The sequence below is a fragment of the Porphyrobacter sp. MBR-155 genome (assembly GCF_040547625.1).
Lineage (GTDB): Bacteria > Pseudomonadota > Alphaproteobacteria > Sphingomonadales > Sphingomonadaceae > Erythrobacter.
On sequence record NZ_JBEPQB010000001.1, the window covers coordinates 232,887 to 255,771 of the forward strand.

The 22,885-nt window shown below is 63.4% G+C and carries 22 protein-coding genes and 1 riboswitch; of the genes, 8 read left to right on the top strand and 14 right to left on the bottom strand.

Annotated features, from left to right (window positions below; all coding sequences use genetic code 11):
- Positions 1-105: 105 nt before the first annotated feature.
- The 4 genes from ftsY to ABIE62_RS01140 all read right to left on the bottom strand — a co-directional run bounded on the left by ftsY (position 106) and on the right by ABIE62_RS01140 (position 4,741).
- Complete coding sequence (gene ftsY / locus ABIE62_RS01125) at positions 106-1,029, bottom strand: signal recognition particle-docking protein FtsY (RefSeq protein WP_354322819.1); 924 nt, start codon at positions 1,027-1,029, stop codon at positions 106-108.
- On the bottom strand, positions 1,026-2,201 hold the full coding sequence (locus tag ABIE62_RS01130; protein WP_354322820.1) for a MiaB/RimO family radical SAM methylthiotransferase: 1,176 nt from the start codon (positions 2,199-2,201) through the stop codon (positions 1,026-1,028). The genes ftsY and ABIE62_RS01130 overlap by 4 nt, the downstream gene beginning before the upstream one ends.
- Positions 2,198-3,019 (bottom strand): diaminopimelate epimerase, encoded by an 822-nt coding sequence (gene dapF / locus ABIE62_RS01135; protein ID WP_354323033.1) that lies wholly within the window; start codon positions 3,017-3,019, stop codon positions 2,198-2,200. The genes ABIE62_RS01130 and dapF overlap by 4 nt, the downstream gene beginning before the upstream one ends.
- A 75-nt stretch (positions 3,020-3,094) precedes the next feature.
- Positions 3,095-4,741 carry a putative bifunctional diguanylate cyclase/phosphodiesterase gene (locus ABIE62_RS01140; RefSeq protein ID WP_354322821.1) on the bottom strand — a complete coding sequence of 549 codons (1,647 nt, stop codon included), beginning with the start codon at positions 4,739-4,741 and terminating at the stop codon, positions 3,095-3,097.
- 230 nt (positions 4,742-4,971) lie between these two features.
- On the opposite strand from ABIE62_RS01140, the gene ABIE62_RS01145 reads away from it, so the two are divergent.
- A complete protein-coding gene (locus ABIE62_RS01145; protein ID WP_354322822.1) occupies positions 4,972-5,379 on the top strand; it encodes an EVE domain-containing protein in 408 nt (135 codons plus the stop codon).
- 8 nt (positions 5,380-5,387) lie between these two features.
- On the opposite strand, the gene ABIE62_RS01150 is transcribed toward ABIE62_RS01145, so the two are convergent.
- Positions 5,388-7,094, bottom strand: a complete 1,707-nt coding sequence (locus ABIE62_RS01150; RefSeq protein WP_354322824.1) for a thiamine pyrophosphate-dependent enzyme — start codon at positions 7,092-7,094, stop codon at positions 5,388-5,390.
- 190 nt (positions 7,095-7,284) lie between these two features.
- Here ABIE62_RS01150 and ABIE62_RS01155 point away from each other — a divergent pair, with 190 nt between their 5' ends.
- Complete coding sequence (locus tag ABIE62_RS01155) at positions 7,285-7,476, top strand: hypothetical protein (RefSeq protein WP_354322825.1); 192 nt, start codon at positions 7,285-7,287, stop codon at positions 7,474-7,476.
- Here ABIE62_RS01155 and ABIE62_RS01160 read toward each other — a convergent pair.
- Positions 7,473-8,789: an MFS transporter gene (locus ABIE62_RS01160; RefSeq protein ID WP_354322827.1), complete on the bottom strand. Its 1,317-nt coding sequence runs from the start codon at positions 8,787-8,789 to the stop codon at positions 7,473-7,475. The two genes, ABIE62_RS01155 and ABIE62_RS01160, sit on opposite strands and share 4 nt — an antisense overlap.
- 153 nt (positions 8,790-8,942) lie before the next feature.
- On the opposite strand from ABIE62_RS01160, the gene pgsA reads away from it, so the two are divergent.
- The 6 genes from pgsA to ABIE62_RS01190 all read left to right on the top strand — a co-directional run bounded on the left by pgsA (position 8,943) and on the right by ABIE62_RS01190 (position 15,689).
- Positions 8,943-9,551, top strand: coding sequence for a CDP-diacylglycerol--glycerol-3-phosphate 3-phosphatidyltransferase (pgsA, locus tag ABIE62_RS01165; RefSeq protein WP_354322829.1), 609 nt, complete (start codon positions 8,943-8,945; stop codon positions 9,549-9,551).
- 96 nt (positions 9,552-9,647) lie between these two features.
- Positions 9,648-9,837: riboswitch (cobalamin riboswitch) on the top strand.
- Positions 9,838-9,970: 133 nt separating this feature from the next.
- Entirely contained in the window at positions 9,971-11,899 is a 1,929-nt protein-coding gene (locus tag ABIE62_RS01170) for a TonB-dependent receptor plug domain-containing protein (RefSeq protein ID WP_354322830.1), read from the top strand.
- A 130-nt stretch (positions 11,900-12,029) separates the two neighbouring features.
- Positions 12,030-13,100: an Obg family GTPase CgtA gene (gene cgtA / locus ABIE62_RS01175; RefSeq protein WP_354322831.1), complete on the top strand. Its 1,071-nt coding sequence runs from the start codon at positions 12,030-12,032 to the stop codon at positions 13,098-13,100.
- Positions 13,101-13,131: 31 nt separating this feature from the next.
- A complete protein-coding gene (gene proB / locus ABIE62_RS01180) occupies positions 13,132-14,265 on the top strand; it encodes a glutamate 5-kinase (RefSeq protein WP_354322833.1) in 1,134 nt (377 codons plus the stop codon).
- Between the two features lie 10 nt (positions 14,266-14,275).
- Positions 14,276-15,190, top strand: a complete 915-nt coding sequence (locus tag ABIE62_RS01185) for an NAD-dependent epimerase/dehydratase family protein (RefSeq protein WP_354322835.1) — start codon at positions 14,276-14,278, stop codon at positions 15,188-15,190.
- Between the two features lie 103 nt (positions 15,191-15,293).
- On the top strand, positions 15,294-15,689 hold the full coding sequence (locus ABIE62_RS01190) for a hypothetical protein (RefSeq protein ID WP_354322837.1): 396 nt from the start codon (positions 15,294-15,296) through the stop codon (positions 15,687-15,689).
- A 53-nt stretch (positions 15,690-15,742) separates the two neighbouring features.
- Here ABIE62_RS01190 and ABIE62_RS01195 read toward each other — a convergent pair whose 3' ends face one another.
- The 8 genes from ABIE62_RS01195 to ABIE62_RS01230 all read right to left on the bottom strand — a co-directional run bounded on the left by ABIE62_RS01195 (position 15,743) and on the right by ABIE62_RS01230 (position 22,815).
- On the bottom strand, positions 15,743-16,519 hold the full coding sequence (locus tag ABIE62_RS01195) for a phosphoadenylyl-sulfate reductase (protein ID WP_354322839.1): 777 nt from the start codon (positions 16,517-16,519) through the stop codon (positions 15,743-15,745).
- Positions 16,509-16,970: a DUF934 domain-containing protein gene (locus tag ABIE62_RS01200; RefSeq protein WP_354322841.1), complete on the bottom strand. Its 462-nt coding sequence runs from the start codon at positions 16,968-16,970 to the stop codon at positions 16,509-16,511. Before ABIE62_RS01200 ends, ABIE62_RS01195 begins: the two co-directional genes overlap by 11 nt.
- On the bottom strand, positions 16,963-18,636 hold the full coding sequence (locus ABIE62_RS01205; RefSeq protein ID WP_354322842.1) for a nitrite/sulfite reductase: 1,674 nt from the start codon (positions 18,634-18,636) through the stop codon (positions 16,963-16,965). The genes ABIE62_RS01200 and ABIE62_RS01205 overlap by 8 nt, the downstream gene beginning before the upstream one ends.
- A complete protein-coding gene (locus ABIE62_RS01210; protein ID WP_354322844.1) occupies positions 18,636-18,935 on the bottom strand; it encodes a DUF2849 domain-containing protein in 300 nt (99 codons plus the stop codon). Before ABIE62_RS01210 ends, ABIE62_RS01205 begins: the two co-directional genes overlap by 1 nt.
- On the bottom strand, positions 18,932-19,687 hold the full coding sequence (gene cobA, locus ABIE62_RS01215) for a uroporphyrinogen-III C-methyltransferase (protein WP_354322846.1): 756 nt from the start codon (positions 19,685-19,687) through the stop codon (positions 18,932-18,934). Before cobA ends, ABIE62_RS01210 begins: the two co-directional genes overlap by 4 nt.
- Positions 19,688-19,754: 67 nt before the next feature.
- Positions 19,755-20,780 carry a mechanosensitive ion channel family protein gene (locus tag ABIE62_RS01220; RefSeq protein ID WP_354322848.1) on the bottom strand — a complete coding sequence of 342 codons (1,026 nt, stop codon included), beginning with the start codon at positions 20,778-20,780 and terminating at the stop codon, positions 19,755-19,757.
- The gene (metC, locus tag ABIE62_RS01225) at positions 20,777-21,961 is read right to left on the bottom strand and encodes a cystathionine beta-lyase (protein WP_354322850.1); all 1,185 of its coding nucleotides are present in this window, start codon (positions 21,959-21,961) and stop codon (positions 20,777-20,779) included. Before metC ends, ABIE62_RS01220 begins: the two co-directional genes overlap by 4 nt.
- A complete protein-coding gene (locus ABIE62_RS01230; RefSeq protein ID WP_354322852.1) occupies positions 21,958-22,815 on the bottom strand; it encodes a sulfurtransferase in 858 nt (285 codons plus the stop codon). The genes metC and ABIE62_RS01230 overlap by 4 nt, the downstream gene beginning before the upstream one ends.
- Between the last annotated feature and the right edge of the window lie 70 nt (positions 22,816-22,885).

Genomic DNA, 22,885 nt, shown 5'->3' on the forward strand with positions numbered 1-22,885 from the left:
TCATTGCGAGCGGCGCAGCCGCGCGGCAATCCAGTTCCAAAGCCCCCGCCATGGCGGAGCTTGCCGCTCTGGATTGCTTCGCTGCGCTCGCAATGACAAGGTTTACTAAGCCACCCCGGCAATTACCCGCGCGACCAGATCGGGGTCGAACGGGCGCAGGTCTTCGATCTTTTCGCCCACGCCGATGGCATGGATCGGCAGGCCATATTGTTCTGCCGCGGCGACCAGCACGCCGCCGCGCGCGGTGCCATCCAGCTTGGTCATGATCAGGCCGGTGACGCCGGCCACCTCCTTGAACACCTCGATCTGGGCGAGCGCATTCTGGCCGTTGGTGGCGTCTAACACCAGCACCACGTCATGCGGAGCCTCCGCGTTCAGGCGCCCGAGCACGCGGCGGATCTTCGCCAGCTCCTCCATCAGCTCTTTCTTGTTCTGCAAGCGGCCCGCGGTGTCGACGATCAGCGCGTCGATCCCGGTGTCGGTCGCCTGTTTCACGGCATCGAACACAATCGCCGCCGGATCGCCGCCTTCCGGCCCGCGCACCAGATCAACCCCCACGCGTTCGGCCCATGTTGCCAGCTGGTCGATGGCCGCCGCGCGGAACGTGTCGCCCGCCGCCAGCAGCACGCCGTAATCATCTTCCATGAACAGGTGCGCCAGCTTGGCAATGGTGGTGGTCTTGCCGCTGCCATTCACCCCGATCACCAGGATCACCTGCGGGCGCGGGAAGGCCGTTATTTCGAGCGGTTTGGCGACCGGACGCAGGATCGCGGCGATTTCCTCAGCCACAGCTTCGCGCAGTTCGCAGGTGGTGATTTCGAGCCCGAAGCGTTTGTCCGCCAACCGTGCGCGGATGCGCCCTGCCGCTGCCGGGCCAAGGTCGGACATGATCAGCGCGTCCTCAACTTCGTCAAGCGTGGCATCATCCAGCTTCGCGCTGCCGCCCACACCTGACAGGTTGGCGGTCAGGCGCTCTGATGTCTTGGCAAAGCCGCCCAGCAGGCGCTGGGTCCAACTGGTTTCGCTCATACGAGCAGCCCTTCTTCGGTCCCGCGGATTGTGATGTCGATAGTTTCGCCTGCGCGCGCTGCGGCGGGCAGGGCAACGCGGGCGTAATTGGGGGCATAGCCGGTGCCGTCACGTTCGGCGAGGACGCAGAGAGTTTCGCCCACCAGCCCGCCCAGCCAGTTTTGGCGGCAGGCGGCGGCGCGCGCGCGAAGTTCGGCGGCGCGGGCCTTCACGAGCGCGCGCGGCAGTTGCGGCATCCGCGCGGCAGGCGTGCCGGGGCGCGGTGAGAAGGGGAAGATATGGGCGTGAACAATGCCGAGTTCGTCGATGATGCTGAGGTTGTCGGCATGGTGCGCCCCGGTTTCTGTCGGGAAGCCCGCGATCAGATCTGCGCCCACCGCGATGTCGGGCCGCAGCGCCTTTAACCGGGCGACCAGTTCCACCGCATCGCGGCGCAGATGGCGGCGCTTCATCCGCTTGAGGATCAGGTCTGCGCCGTGCTGTAACGACAGGTGCAGGTGCGGCATCACACGCTGTTCGTGGGCGATCAGTTCGAACAGGCCTCCGTCAATCTCCACCCCATCAACCGATGACAGGCGCAGGCGGGCCAGCGCAGGGAAGGCATCAAGGATTGCGCCGACCAGCACGCCGAGCCGCGGCGCGCCGGGCAGATCATGCCCCCACGAGGTCAGGTCGACCCCGGTGAGCACGATTTCGCGCGCGCCTGCCAGCAGATGCGCTTCAACCTCGCGCAGAACCTCGATCACCGCGACAGACCGGCTGACCCCGCGCCCCTGCGGGATCACGCAAAAGGTGCAGGCATGATCGCAGCCGTTTTGCACCGCGATGAAGGCGCGGGTGCGGGCAGGGGCAATCGCAGGCGCATCCCCCGCAACGTTCCACGCGCGCGGATCGAGCTTGGTTGCGTTCGCCACCAAGCCATCAACCGCGTCCATTGCGCCGATTTCGGCCCGGTCGATCTCTGCCGCGCAGCCGGTGACGATCAACCGCGCGGTGGGGTGATCGCGGCGCGCGCGGCGGATAGCCTGCCGGGTCTGGCGCAGCGCCTCACCCGTGACCGCGCAGGAATTGACCACCACAAGGTCTTGCTCGCCCGCCAGCATTGCGCGCATCCGCTCGCTCTCGGCGATGTTCATGCGGCAGCCGAGGCTGATGATATGTGGCGCGTTCACGCGTAATCGTCCCAGTTGAAACTGCCGCGAAACGCCTCGGTCGCAGACCCGCTCATCTTGATCGAGCCGCCGGGCTGCCAATCAATCACCAGATCGCCGCCGGGCAGGCTGACCCGCACCGGACTGTGCACAAGCCCACGCCGGATCGCGGCGACCGCCGTGGCGCAGGCCCCGGTGCCGCACGCCCGCGTCAAGCCAGCACCGCGTTCCCACACCCGCAGGCGCAGATGATCCGGCCCGGCCACGCTCGCCACATTCACATTCACCCGCTCTGGAAACAGCGGGTCATTTTCGATTTCGGGGCCGAGCGTGTCGAGCGGCACCGCATCGGCATCATCGACAAAGAACACCGCGTGCGGGTTGCCGACATTGACCGCCATCGGGTTTGACAGATCGTCATTCTCTATCGGCCACCCCACCGGCATCGCCAAGGTGTCCATCGGATAGGCCAGCGGGATCGCATCCCATTCAAACCGCGGCGCGCCCATATCGACCCGCGCGCCGCCGTCCAGCGGCTCCAGCGCAATTGGCCCGCCAGCGGTTTCGATGGTCACGGCCTCGCCATGCAGCAGCGCCACCGCGCGCGCCGCATTACCGCAGGCTTCCACTTCGCCGCCGTCGCTGTTGAAAATCCGCATCCGGAAAGCGAGGCGATCACTTGGTTCGAGCAGCACCAGCTGATCGCAGCCAATGCCCGTTCGCCTGTCCGCCAGCGCGCGCGCGAATTGCGGCGTTATTACCGGCAGCGCATCGGCGCGCGCGTCAAGCACGACAAAATCATTGCCGAGCCCGTGCATCTTGATGAAGGGAATACGCATTGCCACTGCTGCGCATCTATGCACCGGCAGGCTTCGCGTCCAGTCCTGTGCGCAAACACAGTATCAGGCGCGATGTCAGGCGGTGCGAGCCTGCGTCTGCGTGTCGTCCATATCGCGAACACGCTCCGGCGCTGCGGCTGTGTTCAGCTGTCCAGCCGCCCCCAGCCGTGTGCGCACCGCTGCGGCATCTTCGGGCTGGCCATAAAGATAGCCTTGCGCCTTTAACCTACCCATTGATTTGAGCGCATTGAGGATTTCCTCGTCCTCCACACCTTCTACCGTGAGGGGAAGATTAAGGCCGCGCCCAAGCGAGATAATCGCCTCGACGATACCCGACTGGCGATCAGGGTCGCGCAGTTCGCTGACAAAGCTGCGGTCGATCTTGATCCGGTCAAATGGCAGGTTGTGCAGGTGCTCAAAGCTCGAATAGCCTGTGCCGAAGTCGTCGAGGCTGATCTGAATGCCTTGATTGCGCAAGCTGGCGACCATGGATCGCACAAGCCCGATATTTTCGTGCAGACAGCTTTCAGTGATTTCGATCTCAAGCCGCTGGGGCGGGAAATTGGCTTCGACCAGCTTTTTCAGTAAGCGCTGAGCAAACCACGGATCGCGCAGCTGCACTGGTGAAATGTTGATCGACAGCGTCAGTGCATCGTCCCATTCGCGCGCGTCGCCAAAGGCCTGCTCCATCAGGCTTTCCGACATCGCGGTGATCAGACCGATTTCCTCGGCGATGGGCACGAAGATTTCAGGTTTTATCAGCCCGAGCTGCGGCGAGCGCCAGCGGGCAAGCATTTCGAAACCCAACAGGGCGCCGGTTTCCACGTCCACCTGCTGTTCGTAGAAAGGCACGAATTCGCCCCGCGCAAGTCCCTGACGAATCCCGGTTTCGATCTGGTTACGGAACCGCAATTCGTGTTCCATGCTGGCATCGAACCAGAAATAGCGGTTACGGCCCTGCTTCTTCGCATGGTAAAGCGCCATATCAGCGCGGTGCATCAACGCAGCGGCATCGACAACGGGATCGATTTTGCCCTCAGGACTATAATCAGTGGCGAGGCCGATCGACGTGGTGAGTTCGATTGTCAGTTCCGGCAACTCGAATGGGAGCGATACCCGCTCGAACAGACGTATCACCAGATCATCGACTCGTTCATGCTGCCCGGCAGGATAGGTCATGACAAACGCGAATTCGTCACCCCCCAGCCGTGCCAGCTTCGCCTCGCGCGGGAGCAGCGCCTGGACGCGCTCACACAACATCACCAGCACAGCATCGCCGATGGTATGGCCGTGCATATCATTGATATGTTTGAAATTATCAAGGTCAATCATGCAATAGGCTAGCGCTTCACCACGCATAGCAGCATGCACACGCGCCTGTTCGGTCGCCTCAACCATGCTGCGCCGATTGAGGCAGTGGGTCAGTGGATCGGTGGAAGCGAGCAAGTGAGCGCGTTCCTCGGCCCGTTTACGCTCGGCGATTTCAAGGGTGAGTTCGCGGTAACGCCGCCACCCGAAAATGACCAGCGCGACATTAAGCAGCAAGGCGTTGACCAGCAGCACATCGGGCTTGCTTTGGCTATACAGCACCGCGGCAAACGCCTTGGGCAGCACTGAGCCCCCGGTGCCAACCAGCAGGATGATGGCCGCAACTGCAATCCCCAAGGCGATGAAATCGCGCTCAGCGGTTTCGAGCGGGCTGTCTGGCTCGTGATTTTTCAAATCGTGTGCCCCGTGCGAATGGCGCTGATGGGCTGGTTATACCCGGCGACCTGCGCGATAATTCGCAGATCGCGCTAAACATCGGGTTAACCGGGGACACAAAAGGTGGCCGGGCGGGGATTGGCTTTCCAAGCCATCGTCCAACTGTGACTCCCGCTACTGCAAGTGATTCCACTTGGCCTGAAATTGCTCTAACGCGGGCGCCGAACCGCAAGGGAGCGTGTAGCAACATGGCCTATTGGCTGATGAAATCCGAACCGTTCAAATATAGCTGGGACGATCTCCTCGCTGAGGGTGAAGGCACATGGGACGGGGTGCGCAATTATCAGGCGCGCAACAATCTCGCCGCGATGCAGGTGGGGGATGAGGCGTTCTTCTACCACTCGCGCGAAGGACTGGAGGTTGTTGGCATTTGCACTGTCAGCGTGGCCGGGATCACAGATCCCACCGATGAAACCGGCAAATGGGCGGCGGTGAAAGTGAAGCCCAAGCGCAAATTCGCCTATCCGGTGCCCCTGGTGGCGATCAAGGCCGAACCGCGCCTCGCCGATATGCAGCTGATCCGCCAGTCACGCCTGTCGGTGTCCGGGGTGACGCCAGCCGAATGGCAGGTGATCTGTGAGATGGCAGAAGGCTAGAAGGGCGATCAGGCGGTCGCCTGTGCCCGTGCGCGCAGGCCGCTGATCGTCGCGCCGCTGGCGGCGATGCGTTCCAGATCGGTTTTGACATGGATCAGGCGCAGACCCGCACGGTCTTTCGCTTCGGTTAGTGCGGCGGTGAATTGCGCGGTCGTCTCGGCCGCCGCGCTCCACGCGCCGTATGCTGCGCCCAGGGCCGCGAAATCGGGGTTGGTGAGCGTGGTGGCGGACACGCGGCCGGGATACTCACGCTCCTGATGCATTCGGATCGTGCCGTAGGCGCCGTTGTCGATCACCACCACGATCAGATTTGCGCCATATTGCGCGGCGGTGGCGAGTTCCTGACCGTTCATCAGGAAATCCCCGTCTCCCGCCACGGCAACCACGGTGCGCGTCGGGTAGCGCAGCGCAGCGGCGACGGCGGCAGGCACCCCGTACCCCATCGCGCCGCAGGTGGGGGCGAGCTGGCCGGGATAGGCGGTGTAACGCCAGTAACGGTGCCACCACCCGGCAAAATTGCCCGCGCCGTTGGCGATGATGGCGTCGGTGGGCAACAGGGCGCGCATGGCAGTAACACAGACGGCCAGATCAAGCGCCGCGTCTGGCGCGGCAGGGGTGGCCCATTCGAGCCATTCGCGGTGCGCCTCAGCCCCGGCGTCGAACGGAATAATTCCCGCATCCTCCCACAGCGCGGCGCATTCGGCGAATTCATCGACCCCGCAGCACAGCGCCAGATCGGTGCGATAGACCCGGCCCAGTTCTTCTGGATCAGGGTGGATATGCACCAGCAATTGCCCCGGATGATCGAGGGTAGGGAGGGTGTAGCCCTCGGTCGTTGCCTCACCCAGCCGCGCGCCGACCGCAATGATCAGATCGGCGTTCCTGACCCGCTCGACCAGCTTGGGGTTGGGGCCATAGCCAAGGTTCCCGGCATAGACCGGACTATCGGGCGCACACGCATCCTGACGCCGGAAAGCGGTCGCCACAGGCAGTCCAATCCGTTCGGCAAACTGCTGAAAATATGCCCGCGCCTTGGCATTCCAGCCCGCGCCGCCGATGATCGCCACCGGGCTGGCCGCATCGGCGATCAGATCGAACAGCGCGCTCATCGCATCGGGGCAGGCGGCCTGCGCGCTGCGGGTGACGAATGGGCGCGGGGCGATGCTGGCAGGCACCTGTTCGACCAGCATATCTTCGGGCAGGACCAGCACCACCGGCCCCGGCCTGCCATTGATCGCGGTTGCATAGGCGCGGGCGATGTATTCGGGGATGCGTGTGGGATCATCAATCCGCGCCGCCCATTTGCAGATGGGGGAGAAAAAGGCTGTGAAATCGACCTCCTGAAACCCCTCGCGTCCCTGCATTGCGCGCGCCACATCGCCGACGAACAGGATCATCGGCTGCGAATCCTGATGCGCCACATGCACCCCGATGCTGGCATTGGTCGCGCCGGGGCCGCGGGTGACGAACGCCACACCGGGGCGGCCTGTCGTCGCCGCCTGCATCGCCCCGTCGGCGCAGGCCATGAACGCCGCGCCGCCTTCCTGTCGGCAAGTTACCACTTCGATCTGAGGCCGGTCGGGCAGCGCATCCAGCACCGCGAGAAAGCTTTCGCCCGGCACGGTGAAGATCCGTTCACACCCCTGCGCGGCAAGGCAATCGACCAGCAATGCAGCCGCGCTGTTGAAAGAATTGGGGTGCGTGGAATCAGGCACGTGACACTCTCCCGACTGGTCGTGTTCGGCGTCTACATCTGACGCCAACCGCGCGCAAACCCGCCCTATGCGCTGTGCCCGGTTAATGGGGCGGGCGTTTGTGTCCCATGCTGCGACAGCGGCCGCAAGGGCGGTTCCAAAAGGTTAAGAAAGTCTTAAATTCGATTTTCCCGCAAGAGGAGAATCAGAAATGCGTCGCAGTCTCGTGCTTAGTGATGAAAGCGCCCGCCACTGGTTCCGTTCGAGCCTGCCGCCGCATGTGAAGCGCGATTTGCTGCCGATCCCGGCTGAGGCTTTATGGCGGATGACGATGTCGGACGTGCGCGGCTTTGCCAGCACCTACGTTGCGCTTACCGCGGCGATTTTCGTCTTCATTCTCTAATCGAAATCCGGTGCGCGCAGCGCTTCGGTAGCGTGCAGCTTGCGCGCCAGCAGCGCGGCAAACAGGCACAGGATCAGGCTGACCAGCAATTGTTCCTCCAGCGGGATGCCAAAGAAACCGAGCGCGCCTGCAACCCCTGCGCCCACCACCATGAACAGCGACGAGATAAAGTTGTTGGCCGCGACCGAACGCGAAGCCTCGCTCTTGTCGACGCGGGTGGTGAGGAAGGCATAAAGCGGCACCACGAACATCCCGCCTGCCACTGCGATCAGCAGCAGATTGGCGGTCAGCGCCAGCGCCAGCGGCTGGACGAGGAACTCGGTCACGGTGAACAGTTCGCCTGACGGTTGCAGGTTCCATGCGCGGCACAGCAGATAGAAGGTGATCAGCAGGCCGCCCATCACCAAAACCGATTTGGCCGAATAGCGCGCCGAAATATCGCCTTTCAGCAGCGCGTTGATCGAAACCGATCCAATCGCAATCCCCGCCGAAAACGCCACCAGCAGCACGGCGGCCACCTGTTTGTCAGCCAGCAGCACGTTTTTGGCGAGCGGGATGAACTGCACCGACAAAATCGCCGCAATCGTCCAGAAATAACTGATTGCCAGCACCGAGTACCGCAGTTCAAGATTGCCCATCGAAAAGGCGATGAGCGATTTTGACGCGCGGATCGGGTTCCAGTCGACCTTGACCTCGGTCGTCTGCGCAGGCGCGGGCGGTACCCAGCGACACACCATGTAGCCCACCATTGCGATGGCGATTACCGCAATTGTGCTCGCCATGATTGGCAAAGCGCCGCCCAGCATCATGCCGGCCAGGATCGCCACATAGGTTCCGGCCTCAACCAGCCCGGTGCCCGCAAGCACTTCGTCTTTTTTCAAGTGTTGCGGCAGAATCGCGTATTTGATCGGGCCAAAGAAGGTGGAATGTACCCCCATCGCAAACAGCGCTGCGAACAATAGCGGGATGGCAAGCGAATCCACCTGCATCCCGCGCGCCGCCAGCACCAGACCGACCGCGCCAACCGACATGATGATGATTTCGGCAAATTTGATCCAACGGATGATTTTGGTCTTGTCGCGCATATCGGCCAGTTGGCCTGCAGTTGCGGAAAACAGCACGAAGGGCAGCACGAACACCGCGGTCGCTATTCCGCTGATGAAGGTTTCGGTCTCCGGCGAATCATACACCTGATAGACCACGAATAGCACCATCGCGTTCTTGTAGAGATTGTCGTTCAGCGCATTGAGCAACTGAGTGAGGAAAAGCGGCAGAAAACGCCGCTGGCGCAGCAGATGCGTCGATGTGGTCATGCGATGGTTTTGCTCATGCTGCCTCGCGGGTTCTTCGCGCCATAGCGCGCGCCCGCAGTTTCACAAGAGCGCCGCCGTAATCACGCTTTGTCGGGGATGGCGGGGCAGGGGGCTTTTGTCAGCGCCAAGTGCGCGCTAATGCAAGACCCAGCCATGTCGAGCCTGCCCAACATCCTTACCCTGTCGCGCATCTTTGGGGTGCCGTTGCTGGCGTTCTTCCTGTGGTGGCCCGATTGGCGGCTCGGCTATCTGATCGGCTTCGCGCTTTATTGTGTGATTGCGCTGACCGATTTCTTCGATGGCTATCTGGCCCGTGCGCAGGGGACGGTGTCGAAGCTGGGGATTTTTCTGGACCCGATCGCCGACAAGATCATGATCGCTGCGGTCATTCTGGTGCTGACCGCGCAAGGATACCTGCGCGGGCCATATGTTGGCGATATTCACGTGATCGCCGGACTGGTGATCCTGATGCGCGAAATTGCGGTCAGCGGATTGCGCGAATTTCTCGGCGGGATTCAGGTGTCGATGCCGGTATCAAAGTTGGCCAAGTGGAAGACGACATTTCAGCTGGTCGCCATGGGCGCGCTGATTCTGGGCGGGGCGGTGCATGGCCCGCCATGTCAGGCGGTGGGTGATATGTGCCGCACATTTGGCGAAAGCTGGATTCATGTGGTGGGGTTGGTGGCGCTGTGGGCCGCAGCGGCGCTGACTTGTATTACCGGGTGGGATTACCTGCGGGTCGGTTTGAAGCATATGGATTGAGCGGCGGGCACGCCGGCGACGGCCGGGAGGCGTCTGAGGGCTCTAACAAAGAATCGCGCCTTATGGCGCGTATTGCGCTCGCGCAGGTGAGCGCCTAAAACCAAGAAGCGCCAAGGTAACGGGAATGCGGTTAAAATCCGCAGCTGTCCCTGCAACTGTAAGCGGTGAGTATGCGGTGTGCGCTCCTCTAGCGGGAGCAGCCACTGGAGCGGCAACGCTCTGGGAAGGTGAGCATCGGATGCGCTGATCCGTGAGCCAGGAGACCGACCGGGGCGTGTCGCTCTTTGCTTGGCTCAGGGATTGGTCAGGCGCGGAAAAACACTTCTGTTGTGAGCGACATCACCGGGCCTTGGGGAATGAAACCCTCGCGGTCTTCATGTTGCTGATGACGGGAGAAATCCGTGAGAAATTTTGCATTTTTGAGCAGCGTCGCTGGGGCGGCGCTGGTTTGGGCTGTGCCTCTGGCTGCGCAGGACAATAGCGCGCAGGAGGAGGGCAACGTCGCGCCCCTTTTTCTCTACACCACCCGCGACGACATCATCGTCAGCGCGACGCGGTCGGGCGATCTCATCCCGCCCGAAAAATACACCGGCTCGGTCAGTGTCATCACCACGCGGCAACTCGAAAACCGCCAAACCCGCGACATTGCCGATGTGCTGCGCGATGTTCCCGGCGTTGCGGTGGCAGGCATCGCAGGCCAGACCCAGATCCGCCTGCGCGGCGCTGAGGCCAATCACGTCCTCGTGCTGGTCGACGGGATTGAAGTGTCCGATCCCTTCGCGGGCGAGTTTGATATCGGCACGCTTCAGGCCGAGGTCGGTGCGCGGGTCGAGGTGCTGCGGGGTGCGCAGTCGGCGCTCTACGGCCCGGATGCGATTGGCGGGGTGGTCGCCTACGAAAGCGCCAGCGGGCGGGCTGTTCCGGGATTGGCCGCGCGGGTCGAAGGCGGCACGCAGGCCACCGTCAACGGCGCGCTGCGTTACGGCGCGTTTGGCGATAGCTGGGACGCGGCGCTATCCGCCACGGTCGTCAGCACTGGCGGGCAGCCCAACGCCAGAGGCGGCACCCGCGATATCGGGCGCGATAGCTACACCCTTTCGGGCAAGGGCAGCGTGGACGTGACGGGCAGCTTCGCCCTGCGCGCCGCCGCCCGCTTCATCCGCACCGAGGGCGAGTTCAACGACAGCGATTTCGACTTCGCCAGCCCCACCTTCGGCCTCACCATCGACAGCCCCGGCACCGGCTACGTCAACGAGGCAGTCTATGCCCTCGTCGGCGCTCGGGCCGAGGCGCTGGAGGGGCGCTGGACGCATGATCTGTCCGCCCAGCGGGCCGAAATCGACCGCAAGACCTTTGGCCCGTTCGGCCCGACATCGGGGAGCGAGGGCGACCGGATCAAGGCGTCCTATGTCACCGCACTGCGGCTGGATACGGCGCACAACCTCACCTTCGCCGCCGATTGGGAGCGCGAGCGGTTCCGCAATGCCGACCCATCGGGGTTTGCCTTTGCCGGGCGACGCGCGATCGAGACGGTCGGGCTGGTCGGCGAATATCGCTATGCAGGCGCGGCGGTCGACCTGACGGCGGCTGTGCGTCACGATCTCAATGACAAGTTCCGCGATGCCACTACCTTCCGGGTGGGCGCGGGATACCGCCTTACCGATACCACCCGGCTGCGCGGCGCGGCGGGTTCGGGCGTCAAGAACCCCGGCTTTTTTGAACTCTACGGCTTCGTCGACGGTCGCTTCATCGGCAATGATGCGCTGCGGCCCGAAAAATCGACCGGGTGGGAAGTGGGCGTGGATCAGGACGTGGGTGACAGCGCGCGGCTATCGGTCACATATTTCGACAGCGAGTTGGAGCGCGAGATTTTCACCACCTTCCCGGCCCCCACCTTCATCGCCACTCCGGCCAACCGTGTGACGACAAGCCAGCAGCGCGGGGTGGAAGTGTCGCTGGCCGCCAAGCTGGCCGAGCAATGGCGCGTCGATGCGGCCTATAGCTACTTGGATGCCGAGGAGGATGGGGTGGAGGAAGTGCGCCGCCCTGACCATATCGCCAGCGCCGCGCTGACATGGAGCGCGCCCGGCGATGCGGCGTCGGCAACGCTGGTGGTGCGGCACAACGGCGCGACGCCCGATGTGGCCTTTACCGATCCCAGCTTTGTGCCGGTGCCGGTGCGACTGGATGATTACACGCTGGTCAACCTTAATGCGCGGGTGAAGCTGGCCGAGGGGATCAGCGGCTTTGCCCGCGTCGAAAACCTGTTTGATGAGGATTACGAACAGGTGTTCAGCTTTGTGTCGCCGGGGCGGTCTGCCGTGGTGGGAGTTGAAGCGCGGTTCTAAATCCAAGTGTGCGCTCCCGCGCAGGCGGGAGCCTTGTTCGTCATTGAACGAGATCCCCGCCTGCGCGGGGACTCACCCCTGCTTTTTCTACCCCCTCGCAATTGCAGCAAGAAATGCGTAGGGGACGCCGATGCATTTTCTCGACCAAGCCAAGATCTATGTGAAATCCGGCGGGGGCGGCCCTGGGGCCGTTTCTTTCCGGCGTGAAAAATACGTCGAATATGGCGGGCCTGACGGCGGTGACGGCGGGCGCGGGGGCGATATCGTGTTCGAAGCCGTCGCCGGCCTCAACACCCTGATCGACTTTCGCTACACCCAGCATTTCAAGGCGCCGCGCGGCGGGCACGGGATGGGCAAGGACCGTACCGGGGCCTCGGCCAAGCCGCTGGTGATCAAGGTGCCGGTCGGCACGCAGATCATTTCCGAAGACAAGGACGAAGTGCTCGCCGATTTCACCGAAGTCGGGCAGCGCGTCGTGCTGCTTGAAGGCGGGATGGGCGGGCGCGGCAATGCCAGCTACAAAACCTCCACCAACCGCGCCCCGCGCCAGCATCAGCCGGGCATCGCGGGTGAGGAATTGTGGGTGTGGCTGCGGTTGAAACTGCTCGCCGATGTCGGGCTGGTCGGCCTGCCCAATGCCGGCAAATCGACCTTCATCAACGCGGTCAGCAATGCCGGGGCCAAGGTCGGCGATTATGCCTTCACCACGCTGGTGCCCAAATTGGGCGTGGTGCGGCACAAGGGGCGCGAATTTGTGCTGGCCGACATTCCCGGCCTGATCGAAGGCGCGGCCGAAGGCGCAGGGGTGGGCGACCGTTTCCTCGGCCATATCGAACGTTGCCGCGTGCTGATCCACCTGATCGACATCACCGGCACCGAAGCGGCTGACCCGGTCGAAGCGATGCGCGTGGTCGAGGAAGAACTCGCGGCATACGGCGCGGGGCTGGAAGACAAATCGCGGCTGGTGGCGCTCAACAAGCTCGATCTGGCCGACGCCGAACTGGTTGAAGCCTTCCGCGCCGAACTGTTGGCGGCAGGGGCGGAAAAGGTGTTCGCAGTATCCGGCGCGACCGGAGCGGGCATTCCCGAACTGCTCGACGCGGTGCTCGGCTATCTACCTGATCGAACCTCAACCGAAACCAAGGCGGTCGAAATCGAAGATATGGACGCCGACGGGGCGGCCGACTGGTCGCCGCTCTGACAATCGAACACCAGATACCTTAGAGGAAGCCATGAAAATCGAGTCGCTGCTCGACTTCCGCGAAATAGACAAATGCCCCCGGCTGGTGATCAAGCTGGGGTCGGCGCTGTTGGTGCATGGCGACGGCGAATTGCGTTATGAATGGCTGCGCAGCGTCGCCGCAGAGGTGGCTGGCGCGCGCGCACGTGGGCAGGAAATCATCGTTGTGTGTTCCGGCGCGGTGGCGGTGGGCGCGGCCAAGCTGGGGCTGCCCGGCGGGGGGCGCGAAACACTTGCCCATGCACAGGCGGCGGCGTCTGTCGGGCAGGTGGTGCTGATCGCCACCTGGGCGCAGTTGCTGGCTGAACATGGGTTGATGGCCGGGCAGATGCTGCTGACACTTGACGATCTGGAGGGGCGGCGACGTTACCTCAACGCTTCGGAAACCTTGCGCCAATTGCTGGACAGCGGGGCGGTGCCGATCATCAACGAAAACGATTCCATCGCCACCTCCGAAATCCGGTTTGGCGATAATGATCGACTGGCCGCGCGGGTGGCGCAGGCGGCGTCGGCTGATGGCATCCTGCTGCTGACCGATGTCGACGGGCTGTATGATCGTGACCCCGCCCACCCCGAGGCTGAAATCCTGCCCGAAGTGCGCGGCGTGACCGATGAAATCCACGAGATGGCGAGCGGCGAATCATCGTCGGGCAAGGGTTCGGGCGGGATGACGTCCAAACTGCTCGCCGCGCAAATTGCCGAGCGTGCCGGGATCGCGCTGGCGATTATCAAGGGCGTGGACGAAATGCCGATAGCCTGCGCGATGGCGAGCGGCCTTGGCACCGTGTTCCTGCCGACGCGCGATGACAATGCGTGGAAAAGCTGGATCGGCGGGCGGCTGCGCTTCAACGGCGGGATCCGGGTGGACGCGGGCTGCGTCGCAGCGCTGGGCCGCGGCAAGAGCATCCTCGCCGCTGGAATCACCGAAGTTTACGGCAATTTCGAACGCGGCGATGTGATCAGGGTAGAAGATTTAGATGGCAGGCTGATTGCCAAGGGCATGGTCGAATATGACTGGAACGAATGCGAAGTCATCAAGGGCCTCCGCCGTGAGGAATTGGTTGAACAACTGGGCTATCTGCCGCGTTCCTGCGTGATCCACCGCGATCATCTGGTGCTGATTTGAGCATGCCCGCATGAGTGTGCTGGCGATCACAGGCGCAACCGGATTTGTCGGCAGCGCGGTGATGGAAGCGGCGCTGGCGGCAGGGTATCAGGTGCGGGCGCTGACCCGCCGTGCGCAGCCAGAATGCGCCGGGGTGGAATGGGTGCCGGGCGATCTGGCTGATCGGGCCGCGCTTGCCGCGCTGGCCCAAGGCGCGGATGCGGTGATCCACGTTGCGGGCCTTACCAACACCCCCGATCCGGCAAAGTTCGAGACGGCGAATGTCACCGGCACCGCCAATGTCATCGCCGCCGCGAAGGAGGCTGGCACCCGGCGTTTGGTGTTCGTTTCGTCACTGGCATCGCGGATGCCTGCGCTGTCAGCCTATGGCGCGTCCAAGGCGCGGGCCGAAACTTTGGTGGAAGCCAGTGGGTCAGACTGGACAATCGTGCGCCCACCTGCGGTCTATGGCCCGCGTGACCGCGATATGCTCGACCTGTTTCGCGCGGCGAAATGGGGCGTGGTGCCGTTGCCGCCGGGCGGCGCGACCTCGATCATCCACGCCGATGATCTCGCGGATTTGCTGGTGGTGCTATCAGGTAACGCCGCGCCCACGCGCAAGCAAATCTACGAACCCGATGATGGGCGCGAAGGCGGGTGGAGCCATAAGGAACTGGCGCAGGCGATCGGCCATGCGGTGGGAAAGCGCAGCGTGTTCGCCCCGCACCTGCCGCGCATGGTGCTGGAATCGGCTGCGGCTGCCGACCGCCTGCTGCGCGGTGATCGGGCCAAGCTGACGGCCGACCGGGTGGGTTATATGTGCCACCCCAACTGGATCGCACGGTTTGATCGGGCGGTGCCGCCGGGCGTCTGGCAGCCGCGCATTGCCGGTGAAGAGGGGCTGAAGGCGACCGCGCAGTGGTACGCCCGCGAAGGCTGGCTCTGAATAAATACTCGACATAGCTATCGGAAGTCTTATCGCTGGGGGTGGGGTTGCAAATAGCGGCAAAAACAATTGCCATCATTCGTATTGTAAATTGGGGGAAATCATGAAGAAATTTGCATTTATAGCCGTGCTTGGTGCTTTGGCGGCCTGCACACCGGAAGCCGAAGCTCCGACTGAGTCGGCAGTCGAAGAAACCGCAGCGGCCATGACTGCTGCTGATGGCGGCACGCCATATGGCACTTTTCGCATCACCGAATCAGACGGCAAAGTCTTCATGGAAGATATTCGCGAGGACGGCACCTGGACCAGCACCGCTGCCGATGGTGCGGTAACAACCGGAACCTGGGAACAGAAAAGTGCAAACCTGTATTGCACTACCAAGGATGAAGAAGGTGCCAAACAGGTTTGCCATGAAGAAACCATCGATGAAAACGGGGTCTGGACCTCGAAGAACCCGGATGACGGCACGGTTGTGACGGTCGAGCGGGTCGAAGCCTGATTTTTACTGATCGGCGGGAAAGCGATGTCTGGTCGCTTTTCCGCCGCATCACTTCACAAAAACGGTTCCTCGCCCGGCCTGTGGATGCCGCATTCGGTTTTGTCCCAGCCCTTCCACCGGCCTGATCGCGGGTCTTCACCGGGCGCGACCTGGGTGGTGCAGGGCGAACAGCCGATTGACGGATAGCCAGCCGCGATCAGCGGATGGCGCGGCAGGTCGTGCTGGATGAAATAGCCTTCGATCTGGCCCGCATCCCAATCGATCAGCGGGTTGATCTTGAGCCGCCCAGCTGCGTCCGACGCATCCACTTCAAACCGCGGCAGATTGGCGCGGGTGGCAGCTTGGAACGCCTTCCTGCCGGTGAAACTGGCATCGTAATGTGCCAGCGCTTTTTCCAGCGGCCGCACCTTGCGGATTTCGCAGCAACCATCGGGATCATAAGACCAGCGCAACCCGGTTTCGTCCCGCGCCGCCAGATCAGCCGGATCAGGCGTCAGCACCACAAGGTTCAGCCCCAGCAGCTGCACAAGGCGATCACGATAGGCCAGCGTCTCGGCAAAATGCTTGCCCGTGTCGAGGAACAGCACCGGCACTGACGGATCAACGCTGGCGATCAGGTGCAGCAGCACCGCGCTTTCCGCGCCGAAGCTGGACACAATCGCCAGATCGCCCGCCAGATTATCGCTGATGACGCTTTCGAGCATATCCCGCGTCGTGCTGCCCCGGAACATCCGGTTCAATCGCAAGGCATCGTGATCGGTAAAGCGCGGCGCGAGGTTCAGCGTGTCGCGGGTGCGCGCGGCGGTGGGCAGCGACAGTTCAGGCTTCATGGCGTTGGTCCGCGATGGTGCGGCGCGTATCTGCGGCGCGTTGATAGACATTGTCCCATGTGGCGAAGGCGCGGGCGGCGTCGTCTTCGTCCAGCCGCTTGTCCGGGGCGAAACTGTCAAACCCGCAGCGGCGCATATGGCTAAGCTGATCGATCAACACATCGCCCACCGCGCGCAATTCGCCCGAATAGCCCGCCTCACGCAGAATCCGCGCCGCCGAATAGCCGCGCCCGTCGGTGAAGCTGGGGAAATTGATCTCAACCAGCGCCAGCCGGTCAAGGAAGGGCAGCAACAGCCGCGCATCATCGCCCGGTTCGATCCGCACGGCGGTGGCGTTGGTCTGATCGCAGCAGGAGTCCACGGTGACGGTGCCGTGATCGACCGGTTCATCATCGCGGAACCGGAACTGCACTTCGTCGGGGCTGGTGCCGAGATCGCGGGACTCAACCATACAATGCCTCCTTGAACGGTTCCATGCCGATCCGGCGGTAGGTGTCGATGAAGCGTTCGCCATCAGTGCGCGCGCCAAGATAGACGTCGGTGACAGTCTCGACCGCCGCGATCACGCCGTCTTCGTCAAAGCCGGGGCCGGTGATCTTGGCGAGGCTGACGTCCTCCGCCTCAGACCCGCCCAAGGAAAGCTGGTAATTCTCGGTGCCTTTCCGGTCGACGCCAAGGATGCCGATATGGCCCGCGTGGTGGTGCCCGCAGGCGTTGATGCAGCCTGAAATCTTGAGCTTCAATTCGCCCACCACTTCGGTGCGTCCGCTCTTGGCAAAGCGTTCAGAAATGCGCTGCGCCAGCGGGATCGAGCGGGCATTGGCGAGGCTGCAATAATCAAGGCCGGGGCAGGCGATGATATCCTCGATCGTGTCCATGTTCGGCGCGGCGAGGCCAGCTGCATTGAGCACCGTCCAGATCGCGGGGAGATCGGCAATGCGGACGTGCGGCAGCAGCAGGTTCTGGGTGTGCATCACCCGCAGCTCGTCAAAACTGTATTCGCGCGCCAGCCGCGCCACGATCCGCATCTGATCGGCGGTGGCATCGCCGGGAATGCCGCCCACGGGTTTGAGGCTGATGACGGCGGAGACGTATCCCGGCGCCCTGTGCGGGTGGGTGTTCCGGCGCACCCACAATCCAAACCCGTCATCCCAGCGCAGGCTGGGATCTCCGGCGGCCTTGCTCTGCAATTGCTCCAGGTCCCAGCTTTCGCTGGGATGACGAAACGCGGGCGGTGCGAAATATTCCGCAATCCGCGCCAATTCCTCACGCGGCGGCTCCACCCCCACGCTCAGCAGATGGGTGAATTCCTCCTCGACCTGCCGCGTATATTCCGCCGCGCCGAGTTCGTGGACGAGGATCTTGATCCGCGCCTTGTATTTGTTGTCGCGCCGACCGTAGCGGTTGTAGACCCGCAGGCACGCCTCGGCATAGGTGATCAGCTGATCGATCGGCACGAAATCGCGCACCAGCGGCGCGATCATCGGGGTGCGGCCCATGCCGCCGCCGACATAGAATTGCGCGCCTGTTTCTCCGGCTGCGTTCCGCACAATGCGGATGCCGATATCGTGCAGCCGCATCGCCGCACGGTCTTTTGCGCTTGCGATGACGCAGAACTTGAACTTGCGCGGCAGGTAGGTGAATTCGGGGTGAAAGCTCGACCATTGGCGCAGCAATTCGGCATAGGGGCGCGGGTCGACTACCTCGTCAGCCGCCGCGCCCGCGAAGTGATCGGCGCTGATATTGCGGATGCAATTGCCGCTGGTCTGGATCGCGTGCATCTCGACTTTGGCAAGGTCAGCCAGCGCGTCGGCGGCATCCTCCAGCTTGATCCAGTTATACTGGATGTTCTGCCGGGTGGTGAAGTGGCCGTAGCCGCGGTCATATTTCTCGGCGATGTCGGCCAGCGCCTCCATCTGGCGCGCATTGAGCGTGCCATAGGGGATCGCCACGCGCAGCATATAGGCGTGAAGTTGCAGATAGAGGCCGTTCATCAGCCGCAGCGGCTTGAACTGGTCTTCGGTCAAGCGGCCTTCCATGCGGCGGCGCGCCTGATCGCGGAATTCTTCCACGCGGGCATCGACCATGGCCTGATCGTATGAGTCGTATTGGTACATCAGATCACCCAGTCCCAGCCGGTTTTATCCGCAGTCGGCACCGCCAGATCGCGCCGCACCGTCGGGCCGAGCGCGCGCACGCGGTCTTTGATATGCGCGGGGCGAACATGGCCTGCCGCGTCGATACTGGCGTCAATTGCGTATGGCACATTGACCCGGCGCGCGGCCTCTTCGCGGGCGAGGATTTCTTCTGCGTCATCACCTGCATCGACCGCATCATCGACGAACAGCGACCAGCCGGAGCCGTTCCACCACACCACCGCGCCCGAACGCAGGTCATTGCCGGTGAGGATTTTCATTGCGCGGCCTCCTTCGCGAGCGCTGCGACGGCGTCATTTTCACGCGCCGTAACCTCACCAATCACGATCAGCGCGGGGCTTTTCACCGCTTCGCGCTCAACGAGATCGGGCAGGCCTGCCAGCAGCCCGCGCAGCACCCGCATTTCGGGGCGCGCGGCGTTTTCGATCACGGCGATGGGCATATCGGGGGCAAGCCCGTCTGCCATCAGCTTCTCGGCAATTTGCGGCGCGTTGGAAACGCCCATGTAGATCACCAGCGTGCGACCCGCGCCCGCGAGGCCTGACCAGTTCTGTTCGCTCAATCCCTTGCACTGACCAGCTACAAAGCTGACGATGCTGGAAGCGTCGCGGTGCGTCAGCGCAATCCCGCTCGCTGCGGCCGCGCCGTTAGCCGCCGAAATGCCGGGGATGATTTCGACCGGAACGCCCGCCGCGCGCGCGGCCTCGGCCTCCTCACCGCCGCGCCCGAAGATGAACGGATCGCCGCCCTTCATCCGCACGACATCGCGGCCCGCCAGCGCCTCATCCACCAGCAGCGCGTTGATATCATCCTGCGCCATGGTGTGGCGCGCGCGGCGTTTGGCGACCGAGATCAGCCGCGCATCGGGTCGCACCAACGCAAGAATATCGGGGCCGACAAGGCCATCATGCACGATCACCCGCGCAGCTTCGATCAGCCGCGCGGCGCGCAGGGTGAGAAGGTCTGCCGGGCCAGGCCCCGCGCCAACCAGATAGATGGTGCCAATCTGCATGACACTGCAAATGGGCGAGCGTGCGCTGCCGTGCCAGCGAGAATGGATTGGAGCCGTAAAAGCCCAGCTATCGGATCGAGGGCTCGTCTGCCTGCTTGCGGCTTTCGAGCGCCGCGATCAGCGCCTTCATTTGTTCATTGTCGCGCAGGTTGATGTCGCGCTGCGGGAAGGGGATTTCGATCCCGTTTTCCTTGAACAGCCACCACAGGTTTTTCAGCACTTCGCTGCGGACATTGCCCACCCCGTCTTCGGGATCGGTGATCCAGCAATGGATGGTGAAATTGACCGAGCTATCACCATATTCGCTCATCCACACGGTGGGCGGCGGGGTGTCGAGCACCCGGCGCGCTTTCTTCGCCGCTTCCAGCATCAGTTTTTCGGCCAGTTCCATATCGGCATCATAACTGACCCCGACATTGACCTGAAAGCGCACATTTTTGGAAGAATAAGACCAGTTTTCAACCTGATTGATCATCAGGTTTTCGTTGGGAATCAGATATTCGCGTTCATCACGGGTGGTGACTGATACCGCGCGGATGCCGATCTTGCGGATCTGCCCAAAGGTGTGGTTGCCCGCCATGTCGCTGACCGCGATCACATCGCCCGGCTTGATCGATTTATCCATCAACAGGATGATGCCCGAAATCAGATTGCCGAAGGTCTTTTGCAGCCCGAACCCGATGGCAAGCCCGAACGCACCCGAAAACACCGTGAGCGCGGTGAGATCGATCCCGAGCAGATCGACGCCCACGAAAAACGCCGCCACCCAGATGATGATCGTGGCGATTTTCTCGGTCAGCACGCGCTGCGTGCCGTCAAGCGCGGTCAAGCGGCGCAGCGCGCTGCGCGTCAGCCGGGTGGCGAACCATGCGATGGCCAGCACCAGCAGCACGGCCACCAGTGCGAACAGGATGTCGAATGCCGATACGCGCCAGTCACCGACTGCCACCGCCCAGCTATCCAGCCGGTTGATGATCCCGCCGATGGTCTCGTTAGTCGCCGCAATATCTGCGCGCGCGCTGTCTGCGCCGCTGACGATTTCGGCCGGGGCGGGGGCTGGGGTTGGGGCCAAGACGGGGGAGGGCGTGCTCATCCGACAGTCTCCAAAGCCTGCGCCAGATCGGCGATCAGATCATCCGCATCCTCCAACCCGATGGCGAGCCGGATCGCCGGGGCGCCGGTGCCGGGCATGATGCTGCGATGATCCTCGGGCCGGATCGGCAGGGCCAGGCTTTCATACCCGCCCCAGCTATAGCCGATGCCGAACAGTTCCAGCGCATCGGCCACGCGGGCAGAGGCCTGCGGATCATCGCTCGTCAGCACGAAGGCGAACAGGCCGCACCCGCCAGTGAAATCGCGCTGCCATAGTGTGTGGCCGGGATCGGACGGCAGCAGCGGGCAGAGCACCCGCGCCACCTGTGGCTGGGTTTCCAGCCACTGCGCGATTTTGAGCGCGGTGCGGGACTGCGCGTCGAGCCTCAGACCCATGGTGCGAAGGCCCCGTGCAGCCAGCGCGGCATCATCGGGCGAAACCACCTGCCCCAGTTCCTGCGCGGTGCGGCGCAGCGCGGTGTACCAGCGTTTGCCCGCGCTCGCCGCGCCCATCATCAGATCGGAATGACCGCCGACGTGTTTCGACAGGCTCATCATCACGATATCGCAGCCGTGGCTAAGCGCGGCAAAGCCGAGCGGCCCCGCCCAGGTGTTGTCGATCAGGCTGACCGCGCCATGTTCGCGCGCGATAGCGGCAAGGGCGGGCACGTCGCACAGCTCAAACGTCAGGCTGCCGGGGCTTTCCAGCCAAACCGCGCGCACCGGATCGGCAAACAGCGCGCGGTAAGCATCGATATCGCGCGGGTCGAAGAAGGTCGTCGTCACCCCCATCCGTTTGAGCAATCCGGTCGCCATGCTGCGCGATGGGTCATAGGCATTGTCTGCCATCAACAGGTGGTCGCCGGGTTTGAGCACCGCCAGCAGGCACCCGGCAATCGCCGCCACCCCGCTGGGATAGAGCACCGTGCCGTGCGCGCCGGGTTCAATCTGCGTCAACGCTTCGGCCAGCGCCCACTGCGTCGGCGCGCCGCGCCTGCCGTAGAAGAACTGCCCGTCAGCATTGTTACCGCCCGCGGCGTGGCGATCAGCGTCCTGTTCATACAGGTGGGTCGATGCGCGCCACACCGGCGGGTTGACCACCGGCCCGGTCCATTCCTTGCGCCGGCCGCCGCGCACCAGCTTGGTCGCGGGTTTCAGATGTTTGCCATCGCCGCCGCTCATGCAGCCGGTCCTTGCGCTTTGGGCGTGGCGGGATCGGCGCTCCATTCGCTCCAGCTGCCATCATAGAGTGCAATGTCGTGCTTGCCGATCAGGTGAAGCGCGAACAACAGCACGCTCGCCGTCACCCCGCTGCCGCAGGTGGTGGTGACGGGGCGCGTCAGATCGACCCCGGCGGCGGCAAAGGCAGCGCGCAGATCAGCGGGCGATTTGTAGGTGCCGTCCGCGTTCAACACCTCGGTAAACGGCAGGTTGAGCGCGCCGGGAATGCGCCCGTTCGGCCCGCCATGCACCGGATCGGTGCCGCTGCCGAACACCCGGTCGGCACTGCGCGCGTCGAGCACCTGTTCGGCCTGCGTATCCAGATTGGCGAGCATCTGCGCCTTGCTGCGCACGCTGCGCGCCGGGGCAAGGGGGGCGGGGGATGCCGGGGCGATTTCGGGCGCGGAGCCTTCCATCGCGCGGCCCTCGCCGCGCCACTTGGCCAGCCCGCCATCAAGGATCGCGACCTTATCCCACCCGCAGGCGTGCAGCATGAACCACGCCCGCGCCGAGGTGCGGATCATGCTGTCATCATAAAGAATGATGGTGTCGTTCGGGGCGACGCCTAGTTCTCCCAGCCGCTCCGCCAGTTGTTCAGGGCGAGGCAGGGCAGCAGGCACGCTGGAGGTCTGATCGACAAGGCTGGCGAGGCCCAGAAACCGCGCGCCGGGGATATGCCCGTCGGCAAATTCAGCCGCAGCATCGCGTCCGGCAGCGGGCAGGTGATGCGAGGCATCGAGGATGGCAAGGCCCGCCGCATCGCCTTGCGCGGCAAGCCATTCGGTCGAGACCAGATCGGGGATGGGGTTTGTCATGCCGCATCCCTAGCGCGCCAGTGGCGCTGGCGCAAAGTGCAAGCTTGGCTCTATGCGCTTGCACCCATCG

Coding starts and splice junctions, on each gene's coding strand:
- ftsY (WP_354322819.1), bottom strand. CDS start 1,029: ATGAGCGAAACCAGTTGGACCCAGCGCCTGCTGGGCGGCTTTGCCAAG.
- dapF (WP_354323033.1), bottom strand. CDS start 3,019: ATGCGTATTCCCTTCATCAAGATGCACGGGCTCGGCAATGATTTTGTC.
- ABIE62_RS01145 (WP_354322822.1), top strand. CDS start 4,972: ATGGCCTATTGGCTGATGAAATCCGAACCGTTCAAATATAGCTGGGAC.
- ABIE62_RS01155 (WP_354322825.1), top strand. CDS start 7,285: ATGCGTCGCAGTCTCGTGCTTAGTGATGAAAGCGCCCGCCACTGGTTC.
- ABIE62_RS01160 (WP_354322827.1), bottom strand. CDS start 8,789: ATGACCACATCGACGCATCTGCTGCGCCAGCGGCGTTTTCTGCCGCTT.
- pgsA (WP_354322829.1), top strand. CDS start 8,943: ATGTCGAGCCTGCCCAACATCCTTACCCTGTCGCGCATCTTTGGGGTG.
- cgtA (WP_354322831.1), top strand. CDS start 12,030: ATGCATTTTCTCGACCAAGCCAAGATCTATGTGAAATCCGGCGGGGGC.
- proB (WP_354322833.1), top strand. CDS start 13,132: ATGAAAATCGAGTCGCTGCTCGACTTCCGCGAAATAGACAAATGCCCC.
- ABIE62_RS01185 (WP_354322835.1), top strand. CDS start 14,276: ATGAGTGTGCTGGCGATCACAGGCGCAACCGGATTTGTCGGCAGCGCG.
- ABIE62_RS01190 (WP_354322837.1), top strand. CDS start 15,294: ATGAAGAAATTTGCATTTATAGCCGTGCTTGGTGCTTTGGCGGCCTGC.
- ABIE62_RS01195 (WP_354322839.1), bottom strand. CDS start 16,519: ATGAAGCCTGAACTGTCGCTGCCCACCGCCGCGCGCACCCGCGACACG.
- ABIE62_RS01200 (WP_354322841.1), bottom strand. CDS start 16,970: ATGGTTGAGTCCCGCGATCTCGGCACCAGCCCCGACGAAGTGCAGTTC.
- ABIE62_RS01205 (WP_354322842.1), bottom strand. CDS start 18,636: ATGTACCAATACGACTCATACGATCAGGCCATGGTCGATGCCCGCGTG.
- ABIE62_RS01210 (WP_354322844.1), bottom strand. CDS start 18,935: ATGAAAATCCTCACCGGCAATGACCTGCGTTCGGGCGCGGTGGTGTGG.
- cobA (WP_354322846.1), bottom strand. CDS start 19,687: ATGCAGATTGGCACCATCTATCTGGTTGGCGCGGGGCCTGGCCCGGCA.
- ABIE62_RS01220 (WP_354322848.1), bottom strand. CDS start 20,780: ATGAGCACGCCCTCCCCCGTCTTGGCCCCAACCCCAGCCCCCGCCCCG.
- metC (WP_354322850.1), bottom strand. CDS start 21,961: ATGAGCGGCGGCGATGGCAAACATCTGAAACCCGCGACCAAGCTGGTG.
- ABIE62_RS01230 (WP_354322852.1), bottom strand. CDS start 22,815: ATGACAAACCCCATCCCCGATCTGGTCTCGACCGAATGGCTTGCCGCG.